The organism is Rhizobium sp. RSm-3 (assembly GCF_001854685.1).
Taxonomy (GTDB): Bacteria; Pseudomonadota; Alphaproteobacteria; order Rhizobiales; family Rhizobiaceae; genus Rhizobium; species Rhizobium ecuadorense.
Window position 1 is genome coordinate 162,063 of the sequence record NZ_MAWZ01000058.1, and the last position, 22,110, is coordinate 184,172.

Consider the following 22,110-nt stretch of genomic DNA (forward strand, 5'->3'; position numbering starts at 1 on the left):
GGTTCCGAGACCTGTCGGTCTACGGGATCGGTTCGAACTTCAGCTCGGAGAGCGGCACGACCTTGTCGGTGCGGGTCATCTTGTATTCGGTGTTCGGGCCGAGCCACTTGTCCCAGATCTTGTTGATTTCACCTGAGGCGTCGAGCTTGTGGAGGATTTCGTTGACCTTGGCGGTCAGCGCCGGCTGATCCTTGGCCATGCCGATGCCGATCGGCTGGTAGAGCATCGGCTCCTCGATCATCCGCATTTCCTTGCCCTTGCTCTTCGATTCATTGACGAACTTGGTCGTCGTCATGGTGTTGGCGACCATGCCGCGCGCCTTACCCTGCTGAACGGCGAGATAGGCCGAGGCGGTATCCTGGAATGTCAGCGGGTCGGATTTGTTGAGCTTGATCGACATTTCCGAGGTCGAACCCTTGGTCGAGGCGATGCGCTGGCCGGCATAATCCGCCTTCGTCTTGCCGGCATCGTCGGCCGGCACGATCAGCATTTCCTTGGCGAGATAATAGGGATCGCTGAACTGGATCTGCTCGGCACGGCTCAGCGTATAGGCAAGATTGGCAACGGTGATGTCGACGCGGCCGAGCTTGACTTCGGGCACACGCGCCTCGACCGAAACCGGCTTGATCTCGGCCTTGACGCCCAGTTCCTTGGCGATGGCGCCGCAGAGATCGACGTCGAAACCGGCCATTTCACGGGTCTTCGGATCGGGCGAGGCGAAAGGGGGAACGTCGGCGAAGGTCGCGCAGCGCAAGGTCTTGGCCGACATGATGTTGTCGAGCTGATCGGCTTTTGCGGGCAAGGCGACTGTCATGCCGGCAAATGCGACGGTGAGGCTTAGGTATTTCCAGTTCATTGCTGTTCTCCTTTGTTTTTGGTGATTGGTATCAGTGCCTGAGATCAGCGAGGAAACGCTGAGCCCGGGGATGGGTGGGATTGCTGAAGAACTCCTCGGGGGTCGCCGTTTCGATGATCTGGCCGGCATCGATGAACCAGATCCGGTCGGCGACATCGCGCGCGAAACCCATTTCGTGGGTGACGCAGAGCATGGTCATGCCTTCGGAGGCCAGGCTCTTCATGACGGCGAGCACCTCGCCGACCATCTCGGGATCGAGCGCGCTCGTCGGCTCGTCGAACAGCATCACCGGCGGTTCCATGGCAAGCGCGCGGGCGATCGCCACCCGCTGCTGCTGGCCGCCCGACAACTGACCGGGATAGGCGCGGGCCTTGTCGGCAAGGCCGACCCGGTCGAGGAGCTTGAGAGCCTTTTCACGCGCGATATCGGGCGCCACGCCCTTCACCCGGATCGGTGACATCGATACGTTTTCGGCGACCGAGAGATGCGGAAACAGGTTGAAGTTCTGAAATACGAAGCCGATCCGGCTGCGCATCGCGTTGAGCGCCTTTGCCCGCATCGAGGCATGAATATCTTGCCCGTCGAGCGTGATCGATCCGCTGTTGATCTCCTCAAGCCGGTTGATCGTACGGATCAGCGTCGATTTTCCCGAACCGGACGGTCCGCAGATGACCACGACTTCGCCGCGCGCCACCTGCGCATCGATGTCCTTCAGAACCGGATAGTCGCCGTAGCTCTTGCAGACCCGTGAAAGCCGGATCGTGTGCGAGTCCTGCGTTGAAACGGACATGGTCATAGCTGCTCCGATACGATTTTCGACGGCGTGACCACGGCGGCGGGGATGTTGAGAAGACCCGCACGCCGCCGCGTGATGCGCCGCTCGAGGCGATTTGCGAAGTAGGTCAGCGTCCAGCAGATGGCGAAGTAGACGATCGCCAGGATGAGGAAGACCTGGAAGGGCTGCGTCAGGAGCTGATTGTTGACCTGGCTTGCGGCAAAGGTCAGGTCCGGCACGTTGATCACATAGCCGAGCGTGGTGTCCTTGATCGTCGAGACGAAGGTGGAAAGGATGCTCGGGATCATGTTGTAGAGCGCCTGTGGCAGGATGATGAAGCGCATCGCGCCGATATAGCCGTGGCCAAGCGCGCGGGCCGCATCCATCTGGCCCGGTCCGAGCGCGACGATGCCGGCTCGGACGACTTCGCTCAAAAACGCGCTCTGATACACCACGAGTGTCGTCAGCATGGTGACGAAGCTCGGCACGTCGGCGCCGGTCAGTAGCGGAACCAGGAAATAGCTCCACAGGATGAGCATCAACAGAGGCACGCCGCGGGTGAAATAGACAAGGGCAGTGACCGGCCAGCGCAGCAGCGGCGACTTCGAGAGCCGCGCCATTGCAAACAGGATGCTGACCGGAAAGGCGAGAGCGATGCTCAGCGCCGATAGGATCAGCGTATTGGCGAGCCCGCCGAGCGGCCCGTTCGGATATTGGCCGATCAGGAGCAGCAGCCAGTAGTCGCGGACGATGGCGATCATGTCCTGGATCATGCGCGCGCACTCCTGGCAGGATCCGCGCGCATCGACAGATAGGCGCCGATGCTCATGATCACGAGCGAGAAGAAAAGGTAGATAACGGTGCCGATCAGGTAGATCTCGAAGGTGCGGAAGCTGAGGTTTTCGATTTCCTTGACGGCATGCGTCAGTTCCGACGCGCCGATGACGACGGCGAGGCTGCTGTTCTTGAACAGCGAGACACTGTGATTGATGAGCGGCGGCAGCGCGTTGCGCACGCCCTGCGGCATGATGACGAACCGCATCGCCGAGACGTAACCGTGGCCCAGCGCCCGGGCTGCCTCCATCTGGCCGGGTCCGACCGAGCGCACGCCCGAACGAAGGTCTTCGCTGAAATAGGCTGCCTGGCAGAGCCCGAGCCCGATCACCGCGAAGATCGCCTCGGCATTGTGGCTTGCGAGCCAGGTCGCCACCCCGTTCGGCATCAAGGTGAAAATCCCGAAATACCACAGCATCAACTGCACCAGGGTGGGGACGTTGCGATGGTAGGATACGTAAGCGGCGACCAACGGATCGCCGAAGCGAAAGGGCGACAGGCGCACAGCCAGCAGCAGAAGCGCGAGCGCCATCGCCAGCGACCAGGACCCGGCATAGATGATGAAGGTCATCTCGATGCCATGCAGCAGCATGGCGGCATATTCGGGATTTCCCAGGATTGCCGAAAGGTCGAACCCACTCACGGATTTGGCTCCCCGGATGGATCCGTCTTCGGCTGCGGCCTTGCCGTCTGCAGGCCGCCCATGACCTGCAGTGTCGGTGTGATCTCCATATGCCCGATGTTGACGGCAACGGGAGCCGATATGGCGAAAGCGATCGCGTCGGCGATATCGGTCGCTTCAGGCAATTCGAAACCGTCGATGAACCGTTCACGGATGCTGGGATCATCGCCGTGCACGTGATTGAAGATATCGGTGGCCACCCGGCCGGGGCAGATTTCCGTCACCCGCACCCGTTTGCCGAAAGCGTCGATGCGCAGTTGGTTCGACAGCATGCTCACGCCTGCCTTGGTGGCGTGATAGGAGGAGTTGCCGCCGAAATTATAGGCGCCGGCGATCGACGAGATGTTGATGACATGGCCGCGGTCGCGCGCCACCATGCCCGGCACGACCAGGCGGCAGATGTGCAATACTGCCCGGAGATTAACGTTGACGAGCAGATCGATATCACTCTCGTCGGCTTCCAGGAACTTCTTCGGCCGGTCGACGCCGGCATTGTTGACGAGAATGTCGAATTCCACCCGGCCCGCCAGCTCGGCGATCGCCTGGCGGTCGGTCACATCGATGGTGTGGGCGACACAGCCCGTGCGCTCGGCCAGCTGCTGCAGCGCCTGGGCGCTGCGCGCAACGGCATGGACCTCGATATTCTCCCGGCGGAGCCGCTCAACCACGGCTGCGCCGATCCCGGAGGAGGCGCCGGTCACCAATGCAGTCTTGTAGTCGGAGAATGGCATTGTCGTTCCCTTGTGGTTGATTGAAACAGTAGCGAAGCTTTAACCCCTTGCCTAAGACCGATTATCTCTGGAGCAATAAGCAACGGTTATGGAGCCGGTGCGGCCTGCCGAAGAAGAGAAAGCGGCGATGCCGGTATTCTCTGGCGGCCTCGCTTCGGGCCGCGTCGCGTTGCAAAAGCAATGCGCCTCTGCAAACATGCCATCCGCAGATCAGAATGGTACCCCGATCCCCATGGACATCAGACGCCTCAAATCTTTCATCGTGATCGTCGACAGCGGCAGCATCACGCGAGCGGCGGATCTTTTGCATATCGCCCAGCCGGCTCTGAGCCAGCAGCTTGCGGCGCTGGAAGAGCATTTCGGCCACAAGCTGCTGATCCGCAGCCAGCAGGGCGTCAGCATGACCGATGCCGGACACGCGGTTTATCGTCATGCGCAGATTATCCTTCGGCAAATGGAGCAGGCGCAGGCCGATGCGTCCGCCGCCGGCAATTCGCTTGCCGGGCGCGTCTCGGTCGGCCTCGTGCCGTTCAGCAGTGCTGCGACGCTCTCCGTCGATCTCCTGGCGGAAACGCGGAAACGGCATCCCGGCATCCTGTTGCACCTGACAGAAAGCGTCGGCCAGACCTACAGCCAGATGATCATGAACGGCAGGCTGGAGATGGCGCTTCTGCATGGAACCGGGCCGATCAAGGGCGTGCGCTTCGAACCGATCCTCAGCGAAGAGTTTTTCCTGGTCGCCCACCGCGACTTTGCCATCGAAGCGGATGCAAAACCCGTTCCGGTGAACGCACTCGACGGAATACCGCTGCTGCTGCCGCCCGCCTATAATTTCGTCCGGCGTGCGGTCGACACTGCCTTCACCCGCACGCGCACCAATTTGAAGGTCGTGGCGGAAGTCGAAATCGTGCGCACGCTCGCCCGCGCAGTCGGCAGCGGCCTCGGCGCGACGATCATGCCGAAGGCGATTGCCGATCGCATCGTCTCGGAATCGAGCGAGCCGCTGATCTGCCGGCTCGTCTCGCCACGGATCGAGGAAACCCTGTCGCTGTGCGTGTCCGACCAGAACCCGCTGTCGGAACCGGCCCTTGCCGTCCGCGACATCCTTCTCGAGCTGACGGCGCGGCTAAAAAGCTAGAGCACGATGGCGAAAAGTGTGAGCGGTTTTCGGACGACATCATGGCGTCACGGCACGAAAGTGGCGAATCTGTCCGGCTTTTGAGGACGGATGCGGAATCTATGCCTGCCTAGCAGTGGATACGGCAATTCGTCGAATGCATCAGGATCGGATGGCCAACCAAAGCCATCGGCGGATGAATCTACCTTATGGATATCAGGCCGAGGGTTCTTCGAAGTGATCTCCAGGATGCCGCTCATGCCACCTGTGCACTATTTGTCGCGTAAGCGCGCCCGAACCAACAGCGATTCCCAGGCGAGCCTCGGATACCGCGTCGCGGGACGCACGGGCCGAGATATCAAATGCAAAGCCATTAGCCGTGCTGAGTGAGCCTGTTTTGTCAGCGTCGACTATTTGGACGCCGGTGTAACACGGCAGCAGCTTGTTTCAGCCCATAATCGCCTCTACGCTGTCCCAATGCAGTCGGGATATGTATTCTTGTCGCCAGAGCGACAGGCGCTTATGGCAAAGTATGAGGCGGCGGAGCGGATCGCTGTTGGCTATGCCATGGATTATCCTGATGGGTTCGTATCCGGGATGCACAGTCACCCAAGAGCGCAACTCGTCTACGGCATAACCGGTGTGATGCGGATAGAAACCGAGGATGCCCTATTCGTCCTTCCCCCAACGAAAGCCCTGCTGTTGCCCGCAGGCGAGCAGCATTCTATCGCCATGGAAGGTAAAGTGGCGATGCGTGAACTGTTCATGGACCAAGACATCGCGCAGGCCGCTGCCAACGAAGCTCGGGTCATGGCCGTCAGCCCGCTTCTTCGGGAATTGATCGTTGCGATCTGCGATGAGCCGGTCGACTAGGAACTGGGAGGGCGTACGCCTCATATCGTCGCGCTCATCCTTGACGAAATCAACCGTGCCAGGACCTTGCTGACGCGCTTGCCCTTGCCCCGCGATCACCGATTGTCACGGGTTGCGCAAGTGATCATCGCAAACCCCGGCGATCCACGATCACTTGAGGATTGGGCCGAAACCTGTGGCGCCTCCAGTCGGACATTGGCACGGCTGTTCCATCGCGAAACCGGCATTAGTTTTGGGCAATGGCGGTTACAGGCAAGACTGAACGCGGCCTTCGTGCTGCTGATGACGCACGGGGACATTCCCCTCGTTGCGGATGCAGTGGGCTTCAGTAGCCAATCTGCGTTCGGCGTCGCCTTCCGGCGCACGTTCGGCTTCACACCCGGACAAGCTCGCACCTTGCATCTTCGCCCGAGCTCGAGCGCTGAAACGCCCGACGTTTGACCGTTTCACAACAAAGGATGGCCGTTTAGTTTCTACTGTCCTGTGCATAATGCGCCTGTACTCAGGAAGGAGACACAAATGAGCATCGGACTGTTTGGAGATATCGGTATCGTCCGGGCGGACGAACTTGAGGAGGGGCCGATCACGCCGGGTCAAAACCGTCGCAAGGCGCTGGTGGCGGGGGACCTTTGGATCGGCGAGTGCCATGTCACCGCCCTTGATCAACCTAGCCAGTGGCACCACCACAGGGATTTCGACAGCGTGATGTACATGCTGTCGGGCCGTATCCGTGTTGATTACGGCGTGGGCGGCAAGAAATCATTTGAACTTGGCGTAGGGGACTATGCCTATTTCCCGCGCCGCGCGATCCATCGTTGCCAAATTCTCGAAGGTGGGGACAACGTGCACTACATCTTCGTTCGGGTCGGAAAGGGCGAGACACTGGAAAACGTCGATACCCCCGAAGCATAACCTAAGCAATCCAAGAAGATAACACCAAACAAAGGAGCCTGAAATGGCCGAAAATATGCTACAATGGACACCGCGTCCGCGACCCGATGTTCAGGCGTTGGAGGGCCGTTTCGTTGGGCTGGAAAAGCTCGACCCCGAAACCCACACCCATGGTCTTTTCGACGCCTCTGTCCAGCCTGATGGTGACGAACGTTTCCGTTGGCTGCCCGATGTGCCGCCGACCGACAGGGATGTGTTCCGTACATGGGTGGAAAAATCGGCGGCGAGTGAAGATCCGTTGTTCTATGCGGTAATAGACAAGGCATCAGGCAAGGTCGCCGGTCGCCAAACCTTCATGCGCATTGATGCTCCGAACGGAGTGGCCGAGATTGGCAACATCTACTGGGGGCCGATGATCTCGCGCAAACCGGCGGCGACAGAAGCACTCTACTTGTTCGCCCGCTATCTGTTTGATGACCTGGGCTATCGGCGCTTTGAATGGAAATGCAACAACGATAACCTGCCTTCCAAACGGGCGGCTCTGCGATTTGGCTTCCAATACGAAGGCCTGTTCCGCCAACATTTGATAGTCAAAGGATTGAACCGCGATACCGCTTGGTTTGCCATGATCGACAAGGATTGGGTCGCCCTCAAACCTGCATACGAGGCATGGCTCGCGGCTGAGAATTTTTACGCTGACGGCCAGCAGAAGCGTAAGCTTGAGGAATTGCGTCGAGAAGTCGGCACCTAACGATCGCGTGGGATGTTCTCTCGTGTCGTGATGCCATCATGCTCCATTTCTTGGCTTTAGATCTGAATTCAGACTCAAAGCGCGTTGCCGCTCAACGCATGTCCTTGCAGAACTGGGCGATGCGCGCGCAGCCTTCGCCGAGTTTTTCCATGCTCGTCGCGTAGGAAATGCGGAAGAAGGGGCTCATTCCGTAAGCCGCGCCTTGCACCGTCGCGACGTGATGTTCCTCCACCAGGCCCATGACGAAGTCGACGTCGGTCTCGATCTTTCGCCCGCCCTTGCTGGTTTTGCCGATCAGCCCAGAAATATTGGGATAGATGTAGAAGGCGCCCTCGGGCCGATGGCAGCGCAGCCCTTCCACATCAGACAATTTGTCGAGGACGAAGTCGCGTCGCGTCTTGTAGATCGCCGCCCTCTCCTTCAGCAGGTCCTGAGGCCCGTCAAGCGCTGCGGTCGCGGCGGCCTGGGTCAGCGTCGCGATGCCGCCGCCATTCTGGCCGTTGACGTTGCTGACGGCGGAGATCAGCTCTTTCGGGCCGGCGCAGAAACCGAGCCGCCAGCCGGTCATCGCATAGGCCTTCGAGACACCGTTCATCGTCAGGACGCGGTCGTACAGTCTCGGCTCGACTTCCGCCATCGTGCAGAACTGGAAGTCGTCATAGACCAGGTGTTCGTAGATGTCGTCGGTCATGATCCAGACATTGGGATGGCGCAGCATGACCTCGGCAATGGCGGCCATCTCCGCCCGGGAGCAGGCTGCTCCGGTCGGATTGTTCGGAAAATTCAGGAAGAGCCATTTGGTGCGCGGCGTGATCGCCGCCTCCAGATCCTCCGGACGCAGCTTGAAGCCGGTCTGTTCGTGGCAGGGGACGGCGACCGGGACGCCGCTGGCGAATTTGACGATGTCGGCATAGCTCACCCAGGAAGGCGTCGGGATGACGACCTCGTCGCCCGGATTGCAGGTCGCCAGCATGGCGTTGAAGATCACCTGTTTGCCGCCGCCCGAGACGACGATCTGACTGGCATCGTAGTCGAGATTGTTGTCGCGCTTGAATTTCCGGATGATGGCGGCCTTCAGCGCCGGCGTACCATCCATCGGCGGATATTTCGTATCCCCCGCCAGCGCTGCGGCGTGAGCCGCCTCGATTGCGTGTGCCGGAGTCGGGAAATCCGGTTCGCCGGAGGAGAGGCTGACGACCTTGATCCCCTTGGCGGCCAATTCCCGGGCGCGTTGAGTCATGGCGGCGGAGGCGGATATGGAGACGTTTTTCAGACGATCTGCGATGACGGACATCGACATGGTCCTTCGATGAGGGATTGAGGTGAGAGACCGCCCGCGGGCGATCGGGATTCTATCAGTCGGCGAGTTCGGCGGCGGGAGCGAGTGTCGCGCCCGTGGCTTCGATCTCGCTGCGCACGATGCCGGCAAGCTCCAGGGCGCCGGGCGTGTCGCTGTGGACGAGAATGGAACGCGCCGGCATGGCGATCACGGCGCCGTCGATCGTCTCGACACTTCCGTCGACGAGGAATTTTCGCACACGGGCGCGCACGGCGGCTTCGTCCTTGATGACGGCCCCGGGCAGCCCGCGCGCGACAAGCCTGCCGCCGGCGTCATAGGCCCGGTCCGCAAGGAAAAGCGCCAGTGTCTTCAGGCGGGCACGTTTCGCCGCCTGCTCGATCTCGCTGCCTGACGTGACGAAGACGACGAGATTGGCGTCGACGGTGGCAATCGCATCCATCATCAGGTCGGCCAGCAGAGGATCGCGGTTGACCATGTTGCCCATCGCCGCATGGAAGCTGATATGGGAGACGGCGACGCGCTCGGCGCTGGCGATCGCCATCAACGCACCGAGCTGGTAGAGCATCTGCTGGCGAAGCTCGTCCGCCTGGAAGGGTATTTCGCGCCGGCCGAAGCCCAGCCGGTCGGGCAGGCCGGGATGGGCGCCGATGCCGACGCCATTCTGCTTTGCCAGCCGCACCATGCGCCCCATCGTATCGGGGTCGCCGCCGTGGAAGCCGCAGGCGATATTGGCCGAGGAGACGATTTTCATCATCGCTTCGTCGTCGCACAGCCGGTAGGGACCAAATCCTTCGCCCATGTCGGAATTCAGATCGATCTTCATCAGTTCCTCCTTTCGCCTCCCTTAGGCCATTGCCTTCAGGGCGCGCTTGACCATCCCGCATGTCTGCCTGACATCGTCGACATAGCGGGCGACGGCCTGTTCAACCGCGCGCGCTTGCGCATGCGTCGCGCGGATGAATTTCAGACGAGCACCGGTGCGGGCCTGGCCGAGCCGCCAGAGGTCGCACTCGATCACGCCGGCGACCTTCGGATATCCGCCGGCGGTGTTCGCATCGCTCATCTGCACGATCGGTTCGCCGCCGGGCGGAACCTGGATCACGCCGGGCACGACGCCGTGGGAGCGCATCTCGAGGGCGGCGGTCGGCGTGATCGGCTCGCCGGACAGACGATAGCCCGTGCGGTCGCTGCGCGAGGAAATTCGCCAGATCTGGCTCCAGAAGGCTTCGCCGTCTCCGGCGAAAAGACCATGCTCGCCGGCAGGCAGGGCGCGGATCGGCAGGACGCCATCGACGGGCGCCGGGAAGACCTCGTGCAGTGCCACAGCCGGCTCGATGACGGCGAGGCCCGTGGCCGGCAGCATGTCAATCTCCGAGTCCTCGCCGACCGCGATCCGATCGCCCTTCGCCAGCGGCCGGCCGGCATTGCCCCCGAAGCCGCCGCGCAGCGACGTGCTTCGAGACCCCATGACGACAGGAATATCCAGCCCGCCTCCGACCGAAATATAGGCGCGCGCCAGCCGTAGGGGCTGCTGCAACTGGAGAAGCTGACCCGGCTCTGCCGTATAGGCGCACCAGGAAATGAGTTCCGATCCGTCGAGACGAGGATGACCGTCGGCGCCGGTCACAGCAAAGACGGTGCGCTGCTCGAAACGCAGGCTGAACGGGAAAGTCTGCACCTCGATCACGGCCGCATTTTCGTCATTGCCGACGAGAATATTGCCGATCCTGACCGCGAGCGGATCCATCGCGCCGCTCGCCGACACGCCGATATCACGATAGCCGGGGCGTCCGAGATCCTGCACCGTGTTGAAGGGCCCGGTTTCCAAGATTTCGATCATAGCTCGATCCTTGCCGGCAGGAACCGCACCGTATCTCCGGGCGCCATCATGGCAGGGGTCGGCGCGGTTGGGTCAAACATCTCAAGCGTCGCAAAACCGATGGAGTTCCAGCCATTGGGGCCGGTCAGCATGGCGACGCCGGTCTGCATGCCGCCGATCGTCACGCAGCCCTTCGGCATCTTCAGCGATGGCACGGTCTTTCGCGGCATGTAGATGCGCGGATCGAGGCCATGCAGATAGCCGAAGCCGGGCGCGCTGCCCAAGGCGAAGACCCGGTAGGTCGCTTCATGATGGATGCGGACGACCTCGCGGTCGCTTAAGCCCGAGAGATCGCAAAGGGCGGGGAGATCGGTCGCATGTTCGCCGCCGTAATGGACGGGAATCTCGATGGTCTTGCCGTCGAGATCGATGCTCTGCGCATGCTCCCATGCCTCCAGCAGCCGGACGACCACCGCATCGGGATCCTCGGGCGTCTCCTTGAAGATCACCAGCAGGTTGGTCATCCCGGGAATATTTTCGGCAAGGTCCGCCCAGCGTCTGACCGTCTGAGACAGGGCCCAGATTCGCCGCTGCGCGATGAGATCGAAATCGCCCGGTGCCTCGAGCAGGAAGGATCTGGCCCCGATCGAGGAAACCCGCGCCCGGCTTTGGGTGGCCGGAACGATTTCGCGTTGCGAGGCATGTCTGTTCGTCGTGGCGATCATGATGGCAGCTCGATTTCGAACAGAGGGTCACCGAAGCCGATCAGGGCGCCGGGCTCGGCGAGCAGCCTGGTCAAGGCCCCGGAATGGCCGGCGCGAAGGGGAAGCAGCACATGCCCTACCCTGATGAAGCCGAGAATATCGGCATCGGATACCGAGCGTGGCAGAGCTTGCGGCGTGACGGCGGCGGCCGGATGTTCGGCGCAGAAATGCCCCGCCACCGGCGCCTTCACGACTTCAGGTGCGGAACCCGAAGCGCGGGGTGTGGCTTCGCTCGAACCGATCCGGGCGCTGCCCTCCCCTGAAATGACGATGCGAATCTGCCCGTCCGGCCGGGAGATTTCGAGGCCCTCCACGCCGGCGGCCGTCAGCGCGTCGGTGAGAAATGCAATGGTTGTGGGATCGCTGAAGTCGATGGCGTTCATGCCGCCGCCCTCCGCAGCTTCAGCCAGTGCTCGAGATAGTGGATATCGGTCTCACCGCGCGCGAATGCGTGGTCCTCGAACAGGGCGCGCAGGAAGGGGATATTGGTGGCGATGCCCTCGATCTCGGTGCCGGCAAGCGCTTCGCACATTCTGGCCATTGCTTTGGCCCGCGTCGGTGCGTGGACGATCAGCTTGGCGATCAGCGAGTCGTAATAGGGCGAGACCCTGTAGCCGGGATGAATATGCGTATCGACCCGGATGCCCGGCCCCTGCGGCAAAGTCAGATGAGTGACGACGCCGGCCGACGGCAGGAAGGTGTCGGGATCCTCGGCGTTGATGCGGCATTCGAAAGAGTGGCCCTCGCAGGTGACATCGCCCTGGGCAAGATCTAGAATCTCGCCCAGGGCCGCTTTTATCTGCGCCTGGACGATATCGATTCCGCTCGTCAGTTCGGTGACGGGATGTTCGACCTGAAGCCGCGTGTTCATCTCGATGAAATAGAAAGCGCGGTCCTCATAAAGGAATTCGAAGGTGCCGACGCCGCGGTAGCCGATCTGGCGGCAGGCCTGCACGCAAGCCATGCCGACCGGCTGGATGATCTCAGGCGCGATCCCGGGCGCCGGCGCCTCCTCTACCACTTTCTGATGGCGGCGCTGCATCGAGCAATCCCGATGGCCCAGCCACACGGCATTGCCGTGGTCGTCGCAAAGAACCTGGATCTCGATATGGCGCGGATGCTCGAGGAATTTCTCCATGTAGAGGGCGGGCGAGCCGAAGGCCTTGCGCGCCTCTTCCCGGGTCAGCGCGATCGCTTCATGCAGCTGATCGGCTTTCGGGACGACGCGCATGCCGCGGCCGCCGCCACCGCCGGACGCCTTGACGATGACGGGATAGCCGATCTCCAGCGCGATGCGCTCGATTGCTTCAGGGTCGTCGGGCAGTGCACTATCGGGACCGGGAACGCAGGGGACGCCGGCCACCATCATCGCCCGCTTCGCCGCGATCTTGTCGCCCATGGTTGCGATCGATGATGCCGTCGGACCGATGAAGGTCAGTCCGGCCCTTTCGACGGCGTCGGCGAATGCGGCATTCTCCGACAGAAAACCGTAACCGGGATGGATGGCGCCGGCGCCGGTCAGGCGTGCGGCGAGAAGAATGGCATCCTGATTGAGATAGCTCCTGCCCGCAGCCGACGGGCCGATGCAGAGAAAATGGTCTGCCGTCTTGATGTATGGCGCTTGCCTGTCCGCTTCGGAGCAGATGGCCACCGTCGTCAGGCCGAGTTCGCGGCAGGCGCGCTGAACTCGGGCGGCGATCTCGCCGCGATTGGCGATGAGGACCGTATCGAAACGGCGTCCTGAGGCAGCGGATTGTTCCAACTTTTCCGGCATCAGGCGATCTCCGCCAAGAGGTCGCCGGTCTCGACCTCGCCATTGTCGATATCGGTCAGGTGCGTGACGCGCCCGGACCGCGGCGCGGCGATCGTGTTGAAGACCTTCATCGCCTCGATGATGAAAAGGGTCTGCCCCTCCTCCACCACGTCGCCGATCGCGACGAACGGCGGCTCGCCGGGCGCCGGCGCCCGGTGCAGAACGCCGAAGACGGGCGCCTTCACCGCATGGGAGGTTTTCTCGGTGCTCGAAGGCGCATCGGAGCCGAGGCCTATCGTCGATTCCGGCTTTTGCGAAGGCTCGGCAACAGCTGCCTCTCCCGGCGACGTGCGGAAAATCCGAACCGTCACGTCCTTTTCCGTCACGGTCAGCTCGGTAATATTCGATCGTCCGACAAAGTCGATCAGCGTCTTGATCTTCGAGAGGTCCATATGCGTGCTCGGAATTTCAGAATTCCACCGCGCAGACCTGAAGTTTGACGTCGCCCGGTGTCGTCATTTTTCGTAGCACGATGCGTCGACTGATGGGGTCAGACGAAGTTTTGATGGAGCGCAATCCGCGCCCTACGGGCGTGACGCCGAGCGCGCGCGAATTTCCCACGACGGTGGCCGCAACAAGTCGAAAGTCATTTTCGATCTCATTGCTCGTGCGGAGCTTGTTCTGCCGGCCGGCGGTGCTATATGTAGGTAAATACCTACATGGAGCGTGCCATGGCCATTACGACACTTTCCAGCCGTGAACTCAACCACGATGTCAGCAATGCGAAGAAAGCTGCAAAAAAAGGCCCGGTCATCATCACTGATCGCGGCAAGCCTTCCCATGTCCTTCTGACATATGAGGAATTCGAGCGTCTTTCCGGCCGGCGCCAAAGCCTGGTCGATGGGCTTTCCATGCCGGGCCTGTCGGAAATCGATTTCATGCCATCGCGGGTCGAGATCAAAACCCGCGGAGTCGACTTGTCTTGAGCTATCTGCTGGATACGAACGTCATTTCCGAACTGCGCAAGATTGGTGACGGCAAGGCCGATCCTGAGGTCGTGGCATGGATCGAAGCGGCGAACGTTTCAGACTTCTATCTCTCTGCAATTACCATTCTCGAATTGGAACGGGGCGTGCTTGCCGTCCAGCGGCGAGATGCCCGGCAAGGTTCACGCCTGCGTGCATGGCTTGATGACCACGTGCGTCCGCAGTTCGGCGGCCGGATACTGCCGATCGATGATGATATCGCAACGCGCTGTGCGCATCTGCACATTCCCGACCGCCGCAACGAGGCAGATGCGTTGATTGCTGCGACCGCACTCGTTCACAATCTTGCCGTGGTCACGCGAAACGTCAGAGATTTCGACGGCACCGGTGTCGTCATCATCGATCCTTGGCAGGGTTGAGCAATGTGGACAGTCCGAACAGGTCGTTCGGCGATATTCGCCTTGCGGGGAACGCAACCTCGACAATCCACTTCTGAAAAGTAGAAGGCGCTCTAGACACCCCGCACGAGCTCAATACCGTTTGCGCTCGCCCACTGTCCGATATTCTGCTTGGTCAAGGCGGTTGCCATCAGATCCGGAAACTGATCCGGCGTGCAGGCAAAGACGGGACAATCCATCGCGGCGATCGCGCCGGCATGACGGACGTCGTAGCTCGGCCGGCCGTCGTCGGAAAGTGCCAGCAGAACGATGACGTTGACGCCGGACTGTTTGAGTGCGGCAACGCGCGCCAGCATGGAGGCAGCATCACCGCCTTCATAAAGGTCGGTGACGAGAACGAGATGTGTCTTGCCCGGCCGATCGATCTTGGTCTCGCAATAGGCGAGCGCCGCATTGATATCAGTGCCTCCTCCCAGTTGCACGCCGAAGAGAACCTTGACCGGATCGGATAGATCCTCCGTCAGATCGACGATTGCGGTGTCGAAGCAGACGAGTTTCGTCGACAGAACCGGAATGGACGCCATGACGGCCGCGAAGATCGACGAGTAGACGACCGAGGATGCCATCGAACCCGACTGGTCGACGCAGAGCATGACATGGTCGAGATCTGCACGTGTCCGGGTTTTGCGAGCGAAGCCAATCAGAGTCTCCGGCACGACTGTTTTGAAGTCTTCCTGATAGTGGCGAAGGTTGGCGCGGATCGTTCGCGGCCAATCGATATCGGCGTGACGGGGCCGATGGGTCCGCTGAGAGCGGTTCACTGCGCCGGTCAGCCTCTCTACCGTCTTGGACTGCAGCCGTTTCATCAGGTCATCGACGACCTTGTTGACCACCGTGCGGGCAGTTTCCATCGTCTTTTCGGGCATTGCGTCGCGAAGCGAGATGAGATCCGCGACGAGATGCACATCCGCTTCCAGCGTCTCAAGAAACTCCGGCTCCAACATGAGCGCCTTGAGATTGAGGCGCTCGAACGCATCCTTCTGGATGATCTGCACGACAGGCGTCGGAAAGAACTCGCGAATGTCACCGAGCCAACGCGAGACTTTGGGCGAGGAAGCGCCGAGGCCGCCGCGACCCTTGCCGCCCTCGGTTTCATAGAGAGCCGAGAGCGCCCGGCTCAGCCGCTGGTCGCGTTCACCGAGACCATCCATGTCGTCGTCGCCAAGTGCCAGCTTCCAGCGGCGGGTGCGTTCGGAAGTCATGCATCCATTCCCAAGATCTGCTTCAGCAAAGGTAGTGCGCGTTCGAAAGCAGGGTTGTGTCTCACAGCATCGGCGGCGGCTGGCCGCTGCTTTTTTCCACCAGCGATACGCTCCAGGATCCGTTTCCGGCCAACCGAGCCGAAGCCGGCGAGCGCACGGCGCAAAAGTGGCAGGTTGTCGATGAACAGGTTTTCATCCAGCCCGCAAAGCCATTCGTCGATCAGGAAGAGCAGTGTCTGATCCTGGATCAGCACTTCAGCAGCCCCGGACAGAAAGGCCTCGATGAAAGAACCGGCCCGGCCCGGCACCTCGCCAAGGATCTGCCGCGAAAAAGCGGCTGCTATTTGCGCCTCGTCCCAAAGACCGAGATCATGCAGCCGGCGAAGGCTGAAACCGACCACCGGCGCAACGGCCTGTTCATCATCGACCATGAGGGTGAGCTGGCGCCGCCATTCCTCAAGCAGCGCTGCATCCCCGAAAAGGCCGAGAGCCTCGTCGTAAGCGCGCATAGCGTTCAAGCGCTCGGACGTTGCGTCGTCGTTCAACTGACGAGAGCCGATCCGGATGCCGGCATTCACTTCAGCACCCAGCGCCCTGACGAGCGCTTGCAGTTCGAACTCCGGCAGCTTGCGGGCGGTTCCGTAGCGGACGATGCGTACGAGCGGCGCCACCGCATTCATCAGGTCGGTGATGTCACCATTCTGCACGGCTGCCGATTGCAGAAGATCGATGCAGACGCCTGCCGCTTCCGGAAGATCGGCAACCAGTGCGCCACGCACGAGATCGGAAAGCGGCGCGATGCCGTTCGCCTTGCGGCCCCGATCGATTGTCGCGGCGGCTGCCGCGTTTTCGATCGTCAATCCCCAGACAAGGGCTTCTGCCAGGCCGACGGTCATGTCCGGAGACCAGGCAAGGCGCCAGACCTCGCGGTATGTCCCCCGACCCGCTTCGGCGTCGGTCAGGCGGCCCCACTGGATGCCGATCAGGTTGAGCCGGTGCAGGAAGGTCGATTTGAGAAGGCCAGCCTCGCTGCGCAGATCTAGTCTGATTTCGCTTGCCGCCTCTTCCGGCTTCAGGCGCGTCTTTCGGCACCAGAGTTCGAAATCCTTGGCGAGCGGCATCTGCGGAACCGCCTCGTCGATCTCGCCGATCCTGCCGCCGATATAGAGCTTCCGTTCGATCATCGCGAGCTTCACGTGATCGCCATGGCAGAGGGACGAAAGCGCGGCATCCTGCATTTCGGCGAGCCCAGGCACGCCGAGACCCCTCATGCTGGCAAGTCCAAGGGCGAGCCGCGCAGCCTCGATTGCGGAAGCCGTGGAGGCCTCGAAGCCTTCCTCGCGCAACAAAGCCGCGGTCCGGGCCTGCCAGATGGCGGCAAAGGCTTCCGGTCCCTCGTGGCGGTTGCTTGAATAGAGGCTCCACAGATGCCGGTACCAGCCGGGTGAAATGACACCCGCGCCGTAGCCGGAGGCATAACTCAGTCGCCCGTCGCTCCAAGGCGCCCAGGTCGCCTCCACCTTGATCTTCGGCAAATCCTTGAGAATGGCCCGATCCTCGGCAAGCGTCGTCTCCGCGCGAAGCCCGCCGATGTGCCAGGCGCCGATCACGACCGCGACCTCGCCATCATGCTGTTTCAGCGCCTCGCGGATATGTCCCCGCATGAAGGCTTCGCGGCGCTCTTCGCGCAGCCGCCGAGCTTCACCGATGCCTCCGGCATCTGCCTGGTGTCGGCGCGTTTCGGTCATGGCTGTTTCTATGGCCGCAAAGATTTCTAGCGGCGACTGACCGCCGCCATGCTGTTCGATCAGCCCGTTCCAGAAAGTCTCGCCGTCGCCATATCCGGCCGCCGCCGCAAGCATGTCCAGAGGGTCAAGGTCAACCGGTGGGGCCTCCACCGCCGTCATATCCGCACTTTCGGCCGGGTCATCTTCGTCGACGTCCGACGCCGCCGGCTGGCTCGTCTCCACGGCGGCAAGCGTCTCTTCCCGGGTAATTCTGGCAAGCGCCAGAGACACGGCCGCCGGCCAGTCGATGAAACGTACCGGACAGCCGTGCGAGAGCGCCCATTGCATGGCAACCCACTCCGGAGAGAATTCCGCAAAGGGTGCAAAGACGGCGTTGGCGGCCTCGTCGGCCGCATAGAACAGCATGGCCAGCGGCGGTTTCATACCCGGCAGCGCGGCATGAGGGATCAGCGCGTCACCCTCCGGCGATCCCTCGATCAGCACACAGGCAGGGTTAAGCGCGTCGAGTGCGCCCTGCAAGAGGGCCGCCGAACCCGGCCCGTGATGCCGGATGCCGAAAAGATGCGCTTTCCGCTTCATCGCTCAGATCACCTCGCGGATGGCCTCATAGAGATCGCTCCAGCCGTCACGGGTGCGCACCACGGTTTCGAGATATTCCGCAAGCGCGACGCTGTCTTGCACCGGATCCTTGACCACCGCGCCGACGATGTTCGTGGCAAGCGCATTGGCATCGATGCGACCGTCACCGAAATGGGCGGCTTCCGCCCACGCCGAGACACCGACGGAAATCGCCTCCGCGGTCGAAAGCGTACCGGTCGACGTCTTCAGCTTCGTCTTGCCGTTCAGTGTCTTGCCGTCGCGGATTTCGCGGAAAAGGGTGACGACGCGGGCGAGTTCCTGGTCCGCAGGCTGGATCGGCGGCAGGCTGAGATTGGTGCCGATCTCGCCGACGCGCTTGACGACGATCTGGGTTTCCTCTTCCAGCGTGCTTGGCGACGGCAACACGACAACGTTAAAGCGGCGTTTCAGCGCCGAGGACAGTTCGTTGACGCCTTTGTCGCGATTGTTGGCCGTGGCGATAATGTTGAAGCCGCGTTCGGCATCGATTGCGATATCGAGTTCCGGCACCGGCAGGATTTTTTCCGAAAGGACGGTGATCAGCGTATCCTGCACATCGGAGCCCATGCGGGTCAGCTCTTCGAGCCTGAGGAGCGTCCCCTCTTCCATCGCCCGCACCAGCGGCGTCTTGACCAGCGCTTCCGGCGACGGCCCCTTTGCGAGCAGAAGGGCATAATTCCAGCCGTAGCGGATCTGGTTCTCGTCCGTGCCCGCGGTGCATTGGATCAGACGCTGCGATGAGCCGGAAATCGCCGCAGCGAGATGTTCGGACACCCAGGATTTAGCCGTACCCGGCAGGCCGAGCAGCAATAGAGCCCGGTCGGTCGCAAGCGTCGCAACCGCAGTCTCGATCAGCCGGCGGTTTCCGACATATTTGGCCGATATTGCAGTTCCGTCGGATGCCTTGCCACCGAGAAGATAGGTGACGACTGCCTGCGGGGAGAGCCGCCAGTTGGCGGGTCTTGGACGGTCGTCGCCCTTCGCAAGCGCGGCCAGTTCGCCTGCATAGATCTGTTCTGCAGGACGACGAAGATGGGCTTCAGGCATGTGCGGTCTCCAGGCTATCCATGAGATCGAGGAAAAGGAAGGCATTCCCGCTCTTGGCGGGTTCGAGTGCGGCAAGTTCAGCGCGCAGCGTTGAACGCATCGATGAGGGAGACATGACGGCCATGCTGTCGAGAATGTCCGCCTCATAGCGCCCATTATCCCTGCGCAGCGAGTGCCACGGCTTGGATTGCAAGATCGCGCTGAAGAGGTTTTCCGTTGCCTCGCCGTCGAGCCATTGCGCCGTCTGGCGGATCGCCCACGCAGATGTGTCGGCGGCCCACCTGTCCGGGCGAAAGATATGCTCGACCCAGAGCTGTCGCATGTCGGGGCTGTAATCCGCCAGCATCTGGGCATCGAATTGGGAAAAGGCTTCCCAAACGTCGCGAAGATGGCGCTCGGTGATCGTTCTCACCACATCCAGCCGCTTGTCTCGCGTCGCCATGAAAAGGAAGGCTGCCAGCAGATCGCTCTGCTTCTCGGCCGCGGCCACCATGTCATCGACCGGCAGCGACAAGGCCCCGGCCAGGGTGTCCAAACCGACCGGGCCGAAGGTCTCGTTGAGCCAGGCCATCTTGGTGAAGTCCCTCACGGTCGCCGGCAATTCGAGCGTGAGCGCTGTTCTCTTGAAGATCAGTCCGGCTTTCGAAACCTTGATGCGCTCAAGGGCTGCGCGCAGACTCGGGTCATCGCCGTTGAATCCGGGCAACCTGACGAGCAGTCTCTGAGCCAGCTCGCGAACGCGTGGCGCGCGATCCTTTTCCAGTCCCTTGAGAAAGTGCGCATCGTTTTCGGACAGGGCTTCGCGAAAAGCTTCGAGAAGACGCAAGCGGCTATCGGCATTTTCCGAGGTCCAGACCGCCTCGACCATTGCCCGGGCCGCATCGGGGTCGGAGGCTCTGCGACCCTTGATATAGCCGGCTTTCACAGCAGGCGTGGCGAGCATCCAGTTGTCGTCACTCAGCCGCTCGGGTGCGAAATAATTCTGCTTCTGCGCTGCCGGGGTTTCGCGTTGCGAAAAGGCGAGCGCTTCGGCGCCAAGGTTTTCTGCGTGAGCCTTCACGAAGGGTTCGAGCTTTGGGAGGTCGAACGGGTGCAGCCGGAGCTTTCTTTCGGCAAGCTTTCGAACGATTGCCGCAGCTAAAGGGGCCGAGGCTGGATTCTTGCCCGAAAGCAGGCGCAGCACCAATTTTCTTGCCACATCCGGCAGGATTGCGCCGTGATCGACGGCGGATTCTTCGACCTGAAACCGCTCCGGATGCCGTGGGCGGTCGAAACGCAAGGCCTGGCCGGTCAGCGCCAGTGCCTGCAGGCAATCCGTCGCGCCGATGGCATCCAGCGGAAGGCCATCCCGGACACCGGAGAGCAGCTTCGGCAGGATCACATTCTTCAGGTCCGGCACATTCATGCGGTCCACCGTCCCAGTGCAGTTTCCGACCAGCACAATATCAGTTCGTTGCCGTCCCAGAGACCTGCGCCATCGATCCCCTCGAGCTGCAGGAGCGGCCAGATTGCTGCCGACTGCGCCTTCGCTACCGGAAGACTGATCTCGCTGCCGCTGAGATAGATGTTTTCGCCCGAGCGCATCAATCGTGCCCCATGAAACATCATCGGATAATCGCCGAGCCACGGTTTTTCGATCAGCGCCTCTTCGTAGCTGAGGTAAGCCGATGCGAGGTCTTTATCAGGAAAAATCCATGGGGTGTCAGACGGCTCGGTACCACTGCTCTGCCGGGCAATCACCGCGCGAAGCGGCATGCTTGACGGATAGAAGACGAGTTCGGCTTCAAAGGTATCGCCAACACTGTAGCCGCTTGAGGAGGCGCCCGTCGAAACCGGGACATATTCGATCAACACGGCATTTCGGTCACTGCCATGAAGCCATGTTTCGATCCGTCGCAGCTTATCAGCCTGCACTTCGCTTCGGGTCGCCCAAACGCGCCAGCGACCCGAGACGCGCAATGCGTGCTCATCGGCGAGCAATGCCTCCCGGGTGACGTTCCAGCCGATCATCTGCCGGATGTCATGGCGCATCGGGGCCGCCAGGCTGTCTTGCCGGCGATAGGTGTTTGCCAGAAGGCACAGCATCCCGAGTTCCCGAACCGCGATAGAAGGACGCATCGCTTCCGAAAACGCGAAAAGCCGAGCCGGAATGCTATCCACGCGAATGGCCAGGCCGGACGCCTTGGCATCGAACAGGCGCTGTGCCATCACCCGGCACGCGGCCGTTGCCTTGGCCGGAAAAGCGGCGAGCCCGGCGTCCATCTGATCGGCAAGCCAGACATCAAGTTCGTCGAGGCCGGCGGCGATGGAAGTCTCGCGCTCGAGCCGGTTGCGCTCCCGGGCTGCGGCGGCACGAGCTTCCCCCTTCGGATCGGCTTCGACCCGGCTGTCCTCAACTGCCGCGATCGAGGCTTTGGGCCTGTCGGTATCGGCTACAGAGACGCCGGCGGATGGGCCACGTCGGCGCGACAGCCAATCGGTCACCCAACCCGGGGCGGTCCCGGCGGCGAACTCGACCTTGCCCTCGACGCGCATCCACATCAGGGCAATCGAATGCTTGCAAGGGAACTTGCGGCTAGGGCAACTACATTTGTAGCCGGCATCGGCCTCCGTGACGGAAATCCTATAGGGCGTGGCACCGGATCCCTGGCATTCGCCCCAGATGAGGCCTGATCCGTCCTCGGCGAGCGTCGGCCAATTCGAGGGTTTGAGCAGTGCCTTGGCCGCTGCAAGCGAGCCTTGATCGGGTGCAAGCTCTTCGATCTTTGCGAGACTCAAACTCAATGGAACCCTCGACTCGTCTGCATCCCACGATGGTGGGTTTTCTGGCACGGCATAGCAGGATGTGCAACGCCAACTTGAGGAAGCAAAACTGCTCTCCGGGTGCGCTCTTTCATATGGTTGC

General features: G+C 61.6%; 24 protein-coding genes. 7 read left to right on the forward strand and 17 right to left on the reverse strand.

All coding sequences use genetic code 11. The annotated features are described in order from the left end of the window. Window positions 1-19: 19 nt before the first annotated feature. Genes BBJ66_RS29485 through BBJ66_RS29505 form a run of 5 tightly spaced genes read right to left on the reverse strand, consistent with a single transcriptional unit; the run spans window position 20 to window position 3,878 of the window. A complete protein-coding gene (locus BBJ66_RS29485) occupies window positions 20-856 on the reverse strand; it encodes an ABC transporter substrate-binding protein (protein WP_071092378.1) in 837 nt (278 codons plus the stop codon). A 31-nt stretch (window positions 857-887) separates the two neighbouring features. Then, window positions 888-1,652, reverse strand: a complete 765-nt coding sequence (locus tag BBJ66_RS29490) for an amino acid ABC transporter ATP-binding protein (RefSeq protein WP_071092382.1) — start codon at window positions 1,650-1,652, stop codon at window positions 888-890. Next, window positions 1,649-2,404, reverse strand: a complete 756-nt coding sequence (locus BBJ66_RS29495; protein WP_071092385.1) for an amino acid ABC transporter permease — start codon at window positions 2,402-2,404, stop codon at window positions 1,649-1,651. Before BBJ66_RS29495 ends, BBJ66_RS29490 begins: the two co-directional genes overlap by 4 nt. Continuing rightward, a complete protein-coding gene (locus BBJ66_RS29500; protein ID WP_071092388.1) occupies window positions 2,401-3,108 on the reverse strand; it encodes an amino acid ABC transporter permease in 708 nt (235 codons plus the stop codon). The genes BBJ66_RS29495 and BBJ66_RS29500 overlap by 4 nt, the downstream gene beginning before the upstream one ends. After that, on the reverse strand, window positions 3,105-3,878 hold the full coding sequence (locus BBJ66_RS29505) for an SDR family oxidoreductase (RefSeq protein WP_071092390.1): 774 nt from the start codon (window positions 3,876-3,878) through the stop codon (window positions 3,105-3,107). The genes BBJ66_RS29500 and BBJ66_RS29505 overlap by 4 nt, the downstream gene beginning before the upstream one ends. Before the next feature lie 232 nt (window positions 3,879-4,110). Here BBJ66_RS29505 and nac point away from each other — a divergent pair, with 232 nt between their 5' ends. The 5 genes from nac (at window position 4,111) to BBJ66_RS29525 (ending at window position 7,510) form a co-directional block, all read left to right on the forward strand. Continuing rightward, entirely contained in the window at window positions 4,111-5,016 is a 906-nt protein-coding gene (nac, locus tag BBJ66_RS29510; RefSeq protein WP_042954472.1) for a nitrogen assimilation transcriptional regulator NAC, read from the forward strand. A gap of 501 nt (window positions 5,017-5,517) precedes the next feature. Beyond that, window positions 5,518-5,868 (forward strand): AraC family ligand binding domain-containing protein, encoded by a 351-nt coding sequence (locus tag BBJ66_RS29515; RefSeq protein ID WP_071092393.1) that lies wholly within the window; start codon window positions 5,518-5,520, stop codon window positions 5,866-5,868. 120 nt (window positions 5,869-5,988) lie between these two features. Further along, window positions 5,989-6,309 carry a helix-turn-helix transcriptional regulator gene (locus BBJ66_RS33870; protein ID WP_161492686.1) on the forward strand — a complete coding sequence of 107 codons (321 nt, stop codon included), beginning with the start codon at window positions 5,989-5,991 and terminating at the stop codon, window positions 6,307-6,309. A 78-nt stretch (window positions 6,310-6,387) separates the two neighbouring features. Continuing rightward, window positions 6,388-6,780 carry a cupin domain-containing protein gene (locus BBJ66_RS29520; protein ID WP_071092396.1) on the forward strand — a complete coding sequence of 131 codons (393 nt, stop codon included), beginning with the start codon at window positions 6,388-6,390 and terminating at the stop codon, window positions 6,778-6,780. Window positions 6,781-6,823: 43 nt separating this feature from the next. Further along, the gene (locus tag BBJ66_RS29525; RefSeq protein ID WP_071092399.1) at window positions 6,824-7,510 is read left to right on the forward strand and encodes a GNAT family N-acetyltransferase; all 687 of its coding nucleotides are present in this window, start codon (window positions 6,824-6,826) and stop codon (window positions 7,508-7,510) included. Between the two features lie 91 nt (window positions 7,511-7,601). Here BBJ66_RS29525 and BBJ66_RS29530 read toward each other — a convergent pair whose 3' ends face one another. From BBJ66_RS29530 to BBJ66_RS29560, 7 genes are all read right to left on the reverse strand, one after another. Further along, a complete protein-coding gene (locus tag BBJ66_RS29530; protein ID WP_071092714.1) occupies window positions 7,602-8,804 on the reverse strand; it encodes a pyridoxal phosphate-dependent aminotransferase in 1,203 nt (400 codons plus the stop codon). Between the two features lie 61 nt (window positions 8,805-8,865). Then, complete coding sequence (locus BBJ66_RS29535) at window positions 8,866-9,633, reverse strand: 5-oxoprolinase subunit PxpA (protein WP_071092402.1); 768 nt, start codon at window positions 9,631-9,633, stop codon at window positions 8,866-8,868. 21 nt (window positions 9,634-9,654) lie between these two features. Beyond that, entirely contained in the window at window positions 9,655-10,650 is a 996-nt protein-coding gene (locus BBJ66_RS29540; protein WP_071092405.1) for a biotin-dependent carboxyltransferase family protein, read from the reverse strand. Then, the gene (gene pxpB, locus BBJ66_RS29545) at window positions 10,647-11,354 is read right to left on the reverse strand and encodes a 5-oxoprolinase subunit PxpB (RefSeq protein WP_071092408.1); all 708 of its coding nucleotides are present in this window, start codon (window positions 11,352-11,354) and stop codon (window positions 10,647-10,649) included. Before pxpB ends, BBJ66_RS29540 begins: the two co-directional genes overlap by 4 nt. After that, window positions 11,351-11,776 (reverse strand): acetyl-CoA carboxylase biotin carboxyl carrier protein, encoded by a 426-nt coding sequence (locus BBJ66_RS29550; protein ID WP_071092410.1) that lies wholly within the window; start codon window positions 11,774-11,776, stop codon window positions 11,351-11,353. Before BBJ66_RS29550 ends, pxpB begins: the two co-directional genes overlap by 4 nt. Further along, on the reverse strand, window positions 11,773-13,167 hold the full coding sequence (gene accC, locus BBJ66_RS29555) for an acetyl-CoA carboxylase biotin carboxylase subunit (RefSeq protein ID WP_071092413.1): 1,395 nt from the start codon (window positions 13,165-13,167) through the stop codon (window positions 11,773-11,775). The genes BBJ66_RS29550 and accC overlap by 4 nt, the downstream gene beginning before the upstream one ends. After that, window positions 13,167-13,598: an acetyl-CoA carboxylase biotin carboxyl carrier protein gene (locus tag BBJ66_RS29560; protein WP_071092418.1), complete on the reverse strand. Its 432-nt coding sequence runs from the start codon at window positions 13,596-13,598 to the stop codon at window positions 13,167-13,169. Before BBJ66_RS29560 ends, accC begins: the two co-directional genes overlap by 1 nt. A 279-nt stretch (window positions 13,599-13,877) precedes the next feature. Here BBJ66_RS29560 and BBJ66_RS29565 point away from each other — a divergent pair, with 279 nt between their 5' ends. Beyond that, window positions 13,878-14,132: a type II toxin-antitoxin system Phd/YefM family antitoxin gene (locus BBJ66_RS29565; protein ID WP_071092421.1), complete on the forward strand. Its 255-nt coding sequence runs from the start codon at window positions 13,878-13,880 to the stop codon at window positions 14,130-14,132. Beyond that, window positions 14,129-14,551 (forward strand): type II toxin-antitoxin system VapC family toxin, encoded by a 423-nt coding sequence (locus BBJ66_RS29570; RefSeq protein WP_071092424.1) that lies wholly within the window; start codon window positions 14,129-14,131, stop codon window positions 14,549-14,551. Before BBJ66_RS29565 ends, BBJ66_RS29570 begins: the two co-directional genes overlap by 4 nt. 92 nt (window positions 14,552-14,643) lie before the next feature. Here BBJ66_RS29570 and BBJ66_RS29575 read toward each other — a convergent pair whose 3' ends face one another. From BBJ66_RS29575 to BBJ66_RS29595, 5 genes are read right to left on the reverse strand one after another with little or no spacing between them, the layout of a single operon-like run. After that, on the reverse strand, window positions 14,644-15,792 hold the full coding sequence (locus BBJ66_RS29575) for a VWA domain-containing protein (protein ID WP_071092427.1): 1,149 nt from the start codon (window positions 15,790-15,792) through the stop codon (window positions 14,644-14,646). After that, entirely contained in the window at window positions 15,789-18,119 is a 2,331-nt protein-coding gene (locus tag BBJ66_RS29580; protein ID WP_071092429.1) for a DUF5682 family protein, read from the reverse strand. Before BBJ66_RS29580 ends, BBJ66_RS29575 begins: the two co-directional genes overlap by 4 nt. 3 nt (window positions 18,120-18,122) lie before the next feature. Next, on the reverse strand, window positions 18,123-19,205 hold the full coding sequence (locus BBJ66_RS29585; RefSeq protein ID WP_071092433.1) for an ATP-binding protein: 1,083 nt from the start codon (window positions 19,203-19,205) through the stop codon (window positions 18,123-18,125). Beyond that, window positions 19,198-20,610 (reverse strand): DUF5691 domain-containing protein, encoded by a 1,413-nt coding sequence (locus tag BBJ66_RS29590; RefSeq protein WP_071092437.1) that lies wholly within the window; start codon window positions 20,608-20,610, stop codon window positions 19,198-19,200. The genes BBJ66_RS29585 and BBJ66_RS29590 overlap by 8 nt, the downstream gene beginning before the upstream one ends. Next, window positions 20,607-22,037, reverse strand: a complete 1,431-nt coding sequence (locus BBJ66_RS29595) for an SWIM zinc finger family protein (RefSeq protein ID WP_244511763.1) — start codon at window positions 22,035-22,037, stop codon at window positions 20,607-20,609. The genes BBJ66_RS29590 and BBJ66_RS29595 overlap by 4 nt, the downstream gene beginning before the upstream one ends. Window positions 22,038-22,110 lie beyond the last annotated feature (73 nt).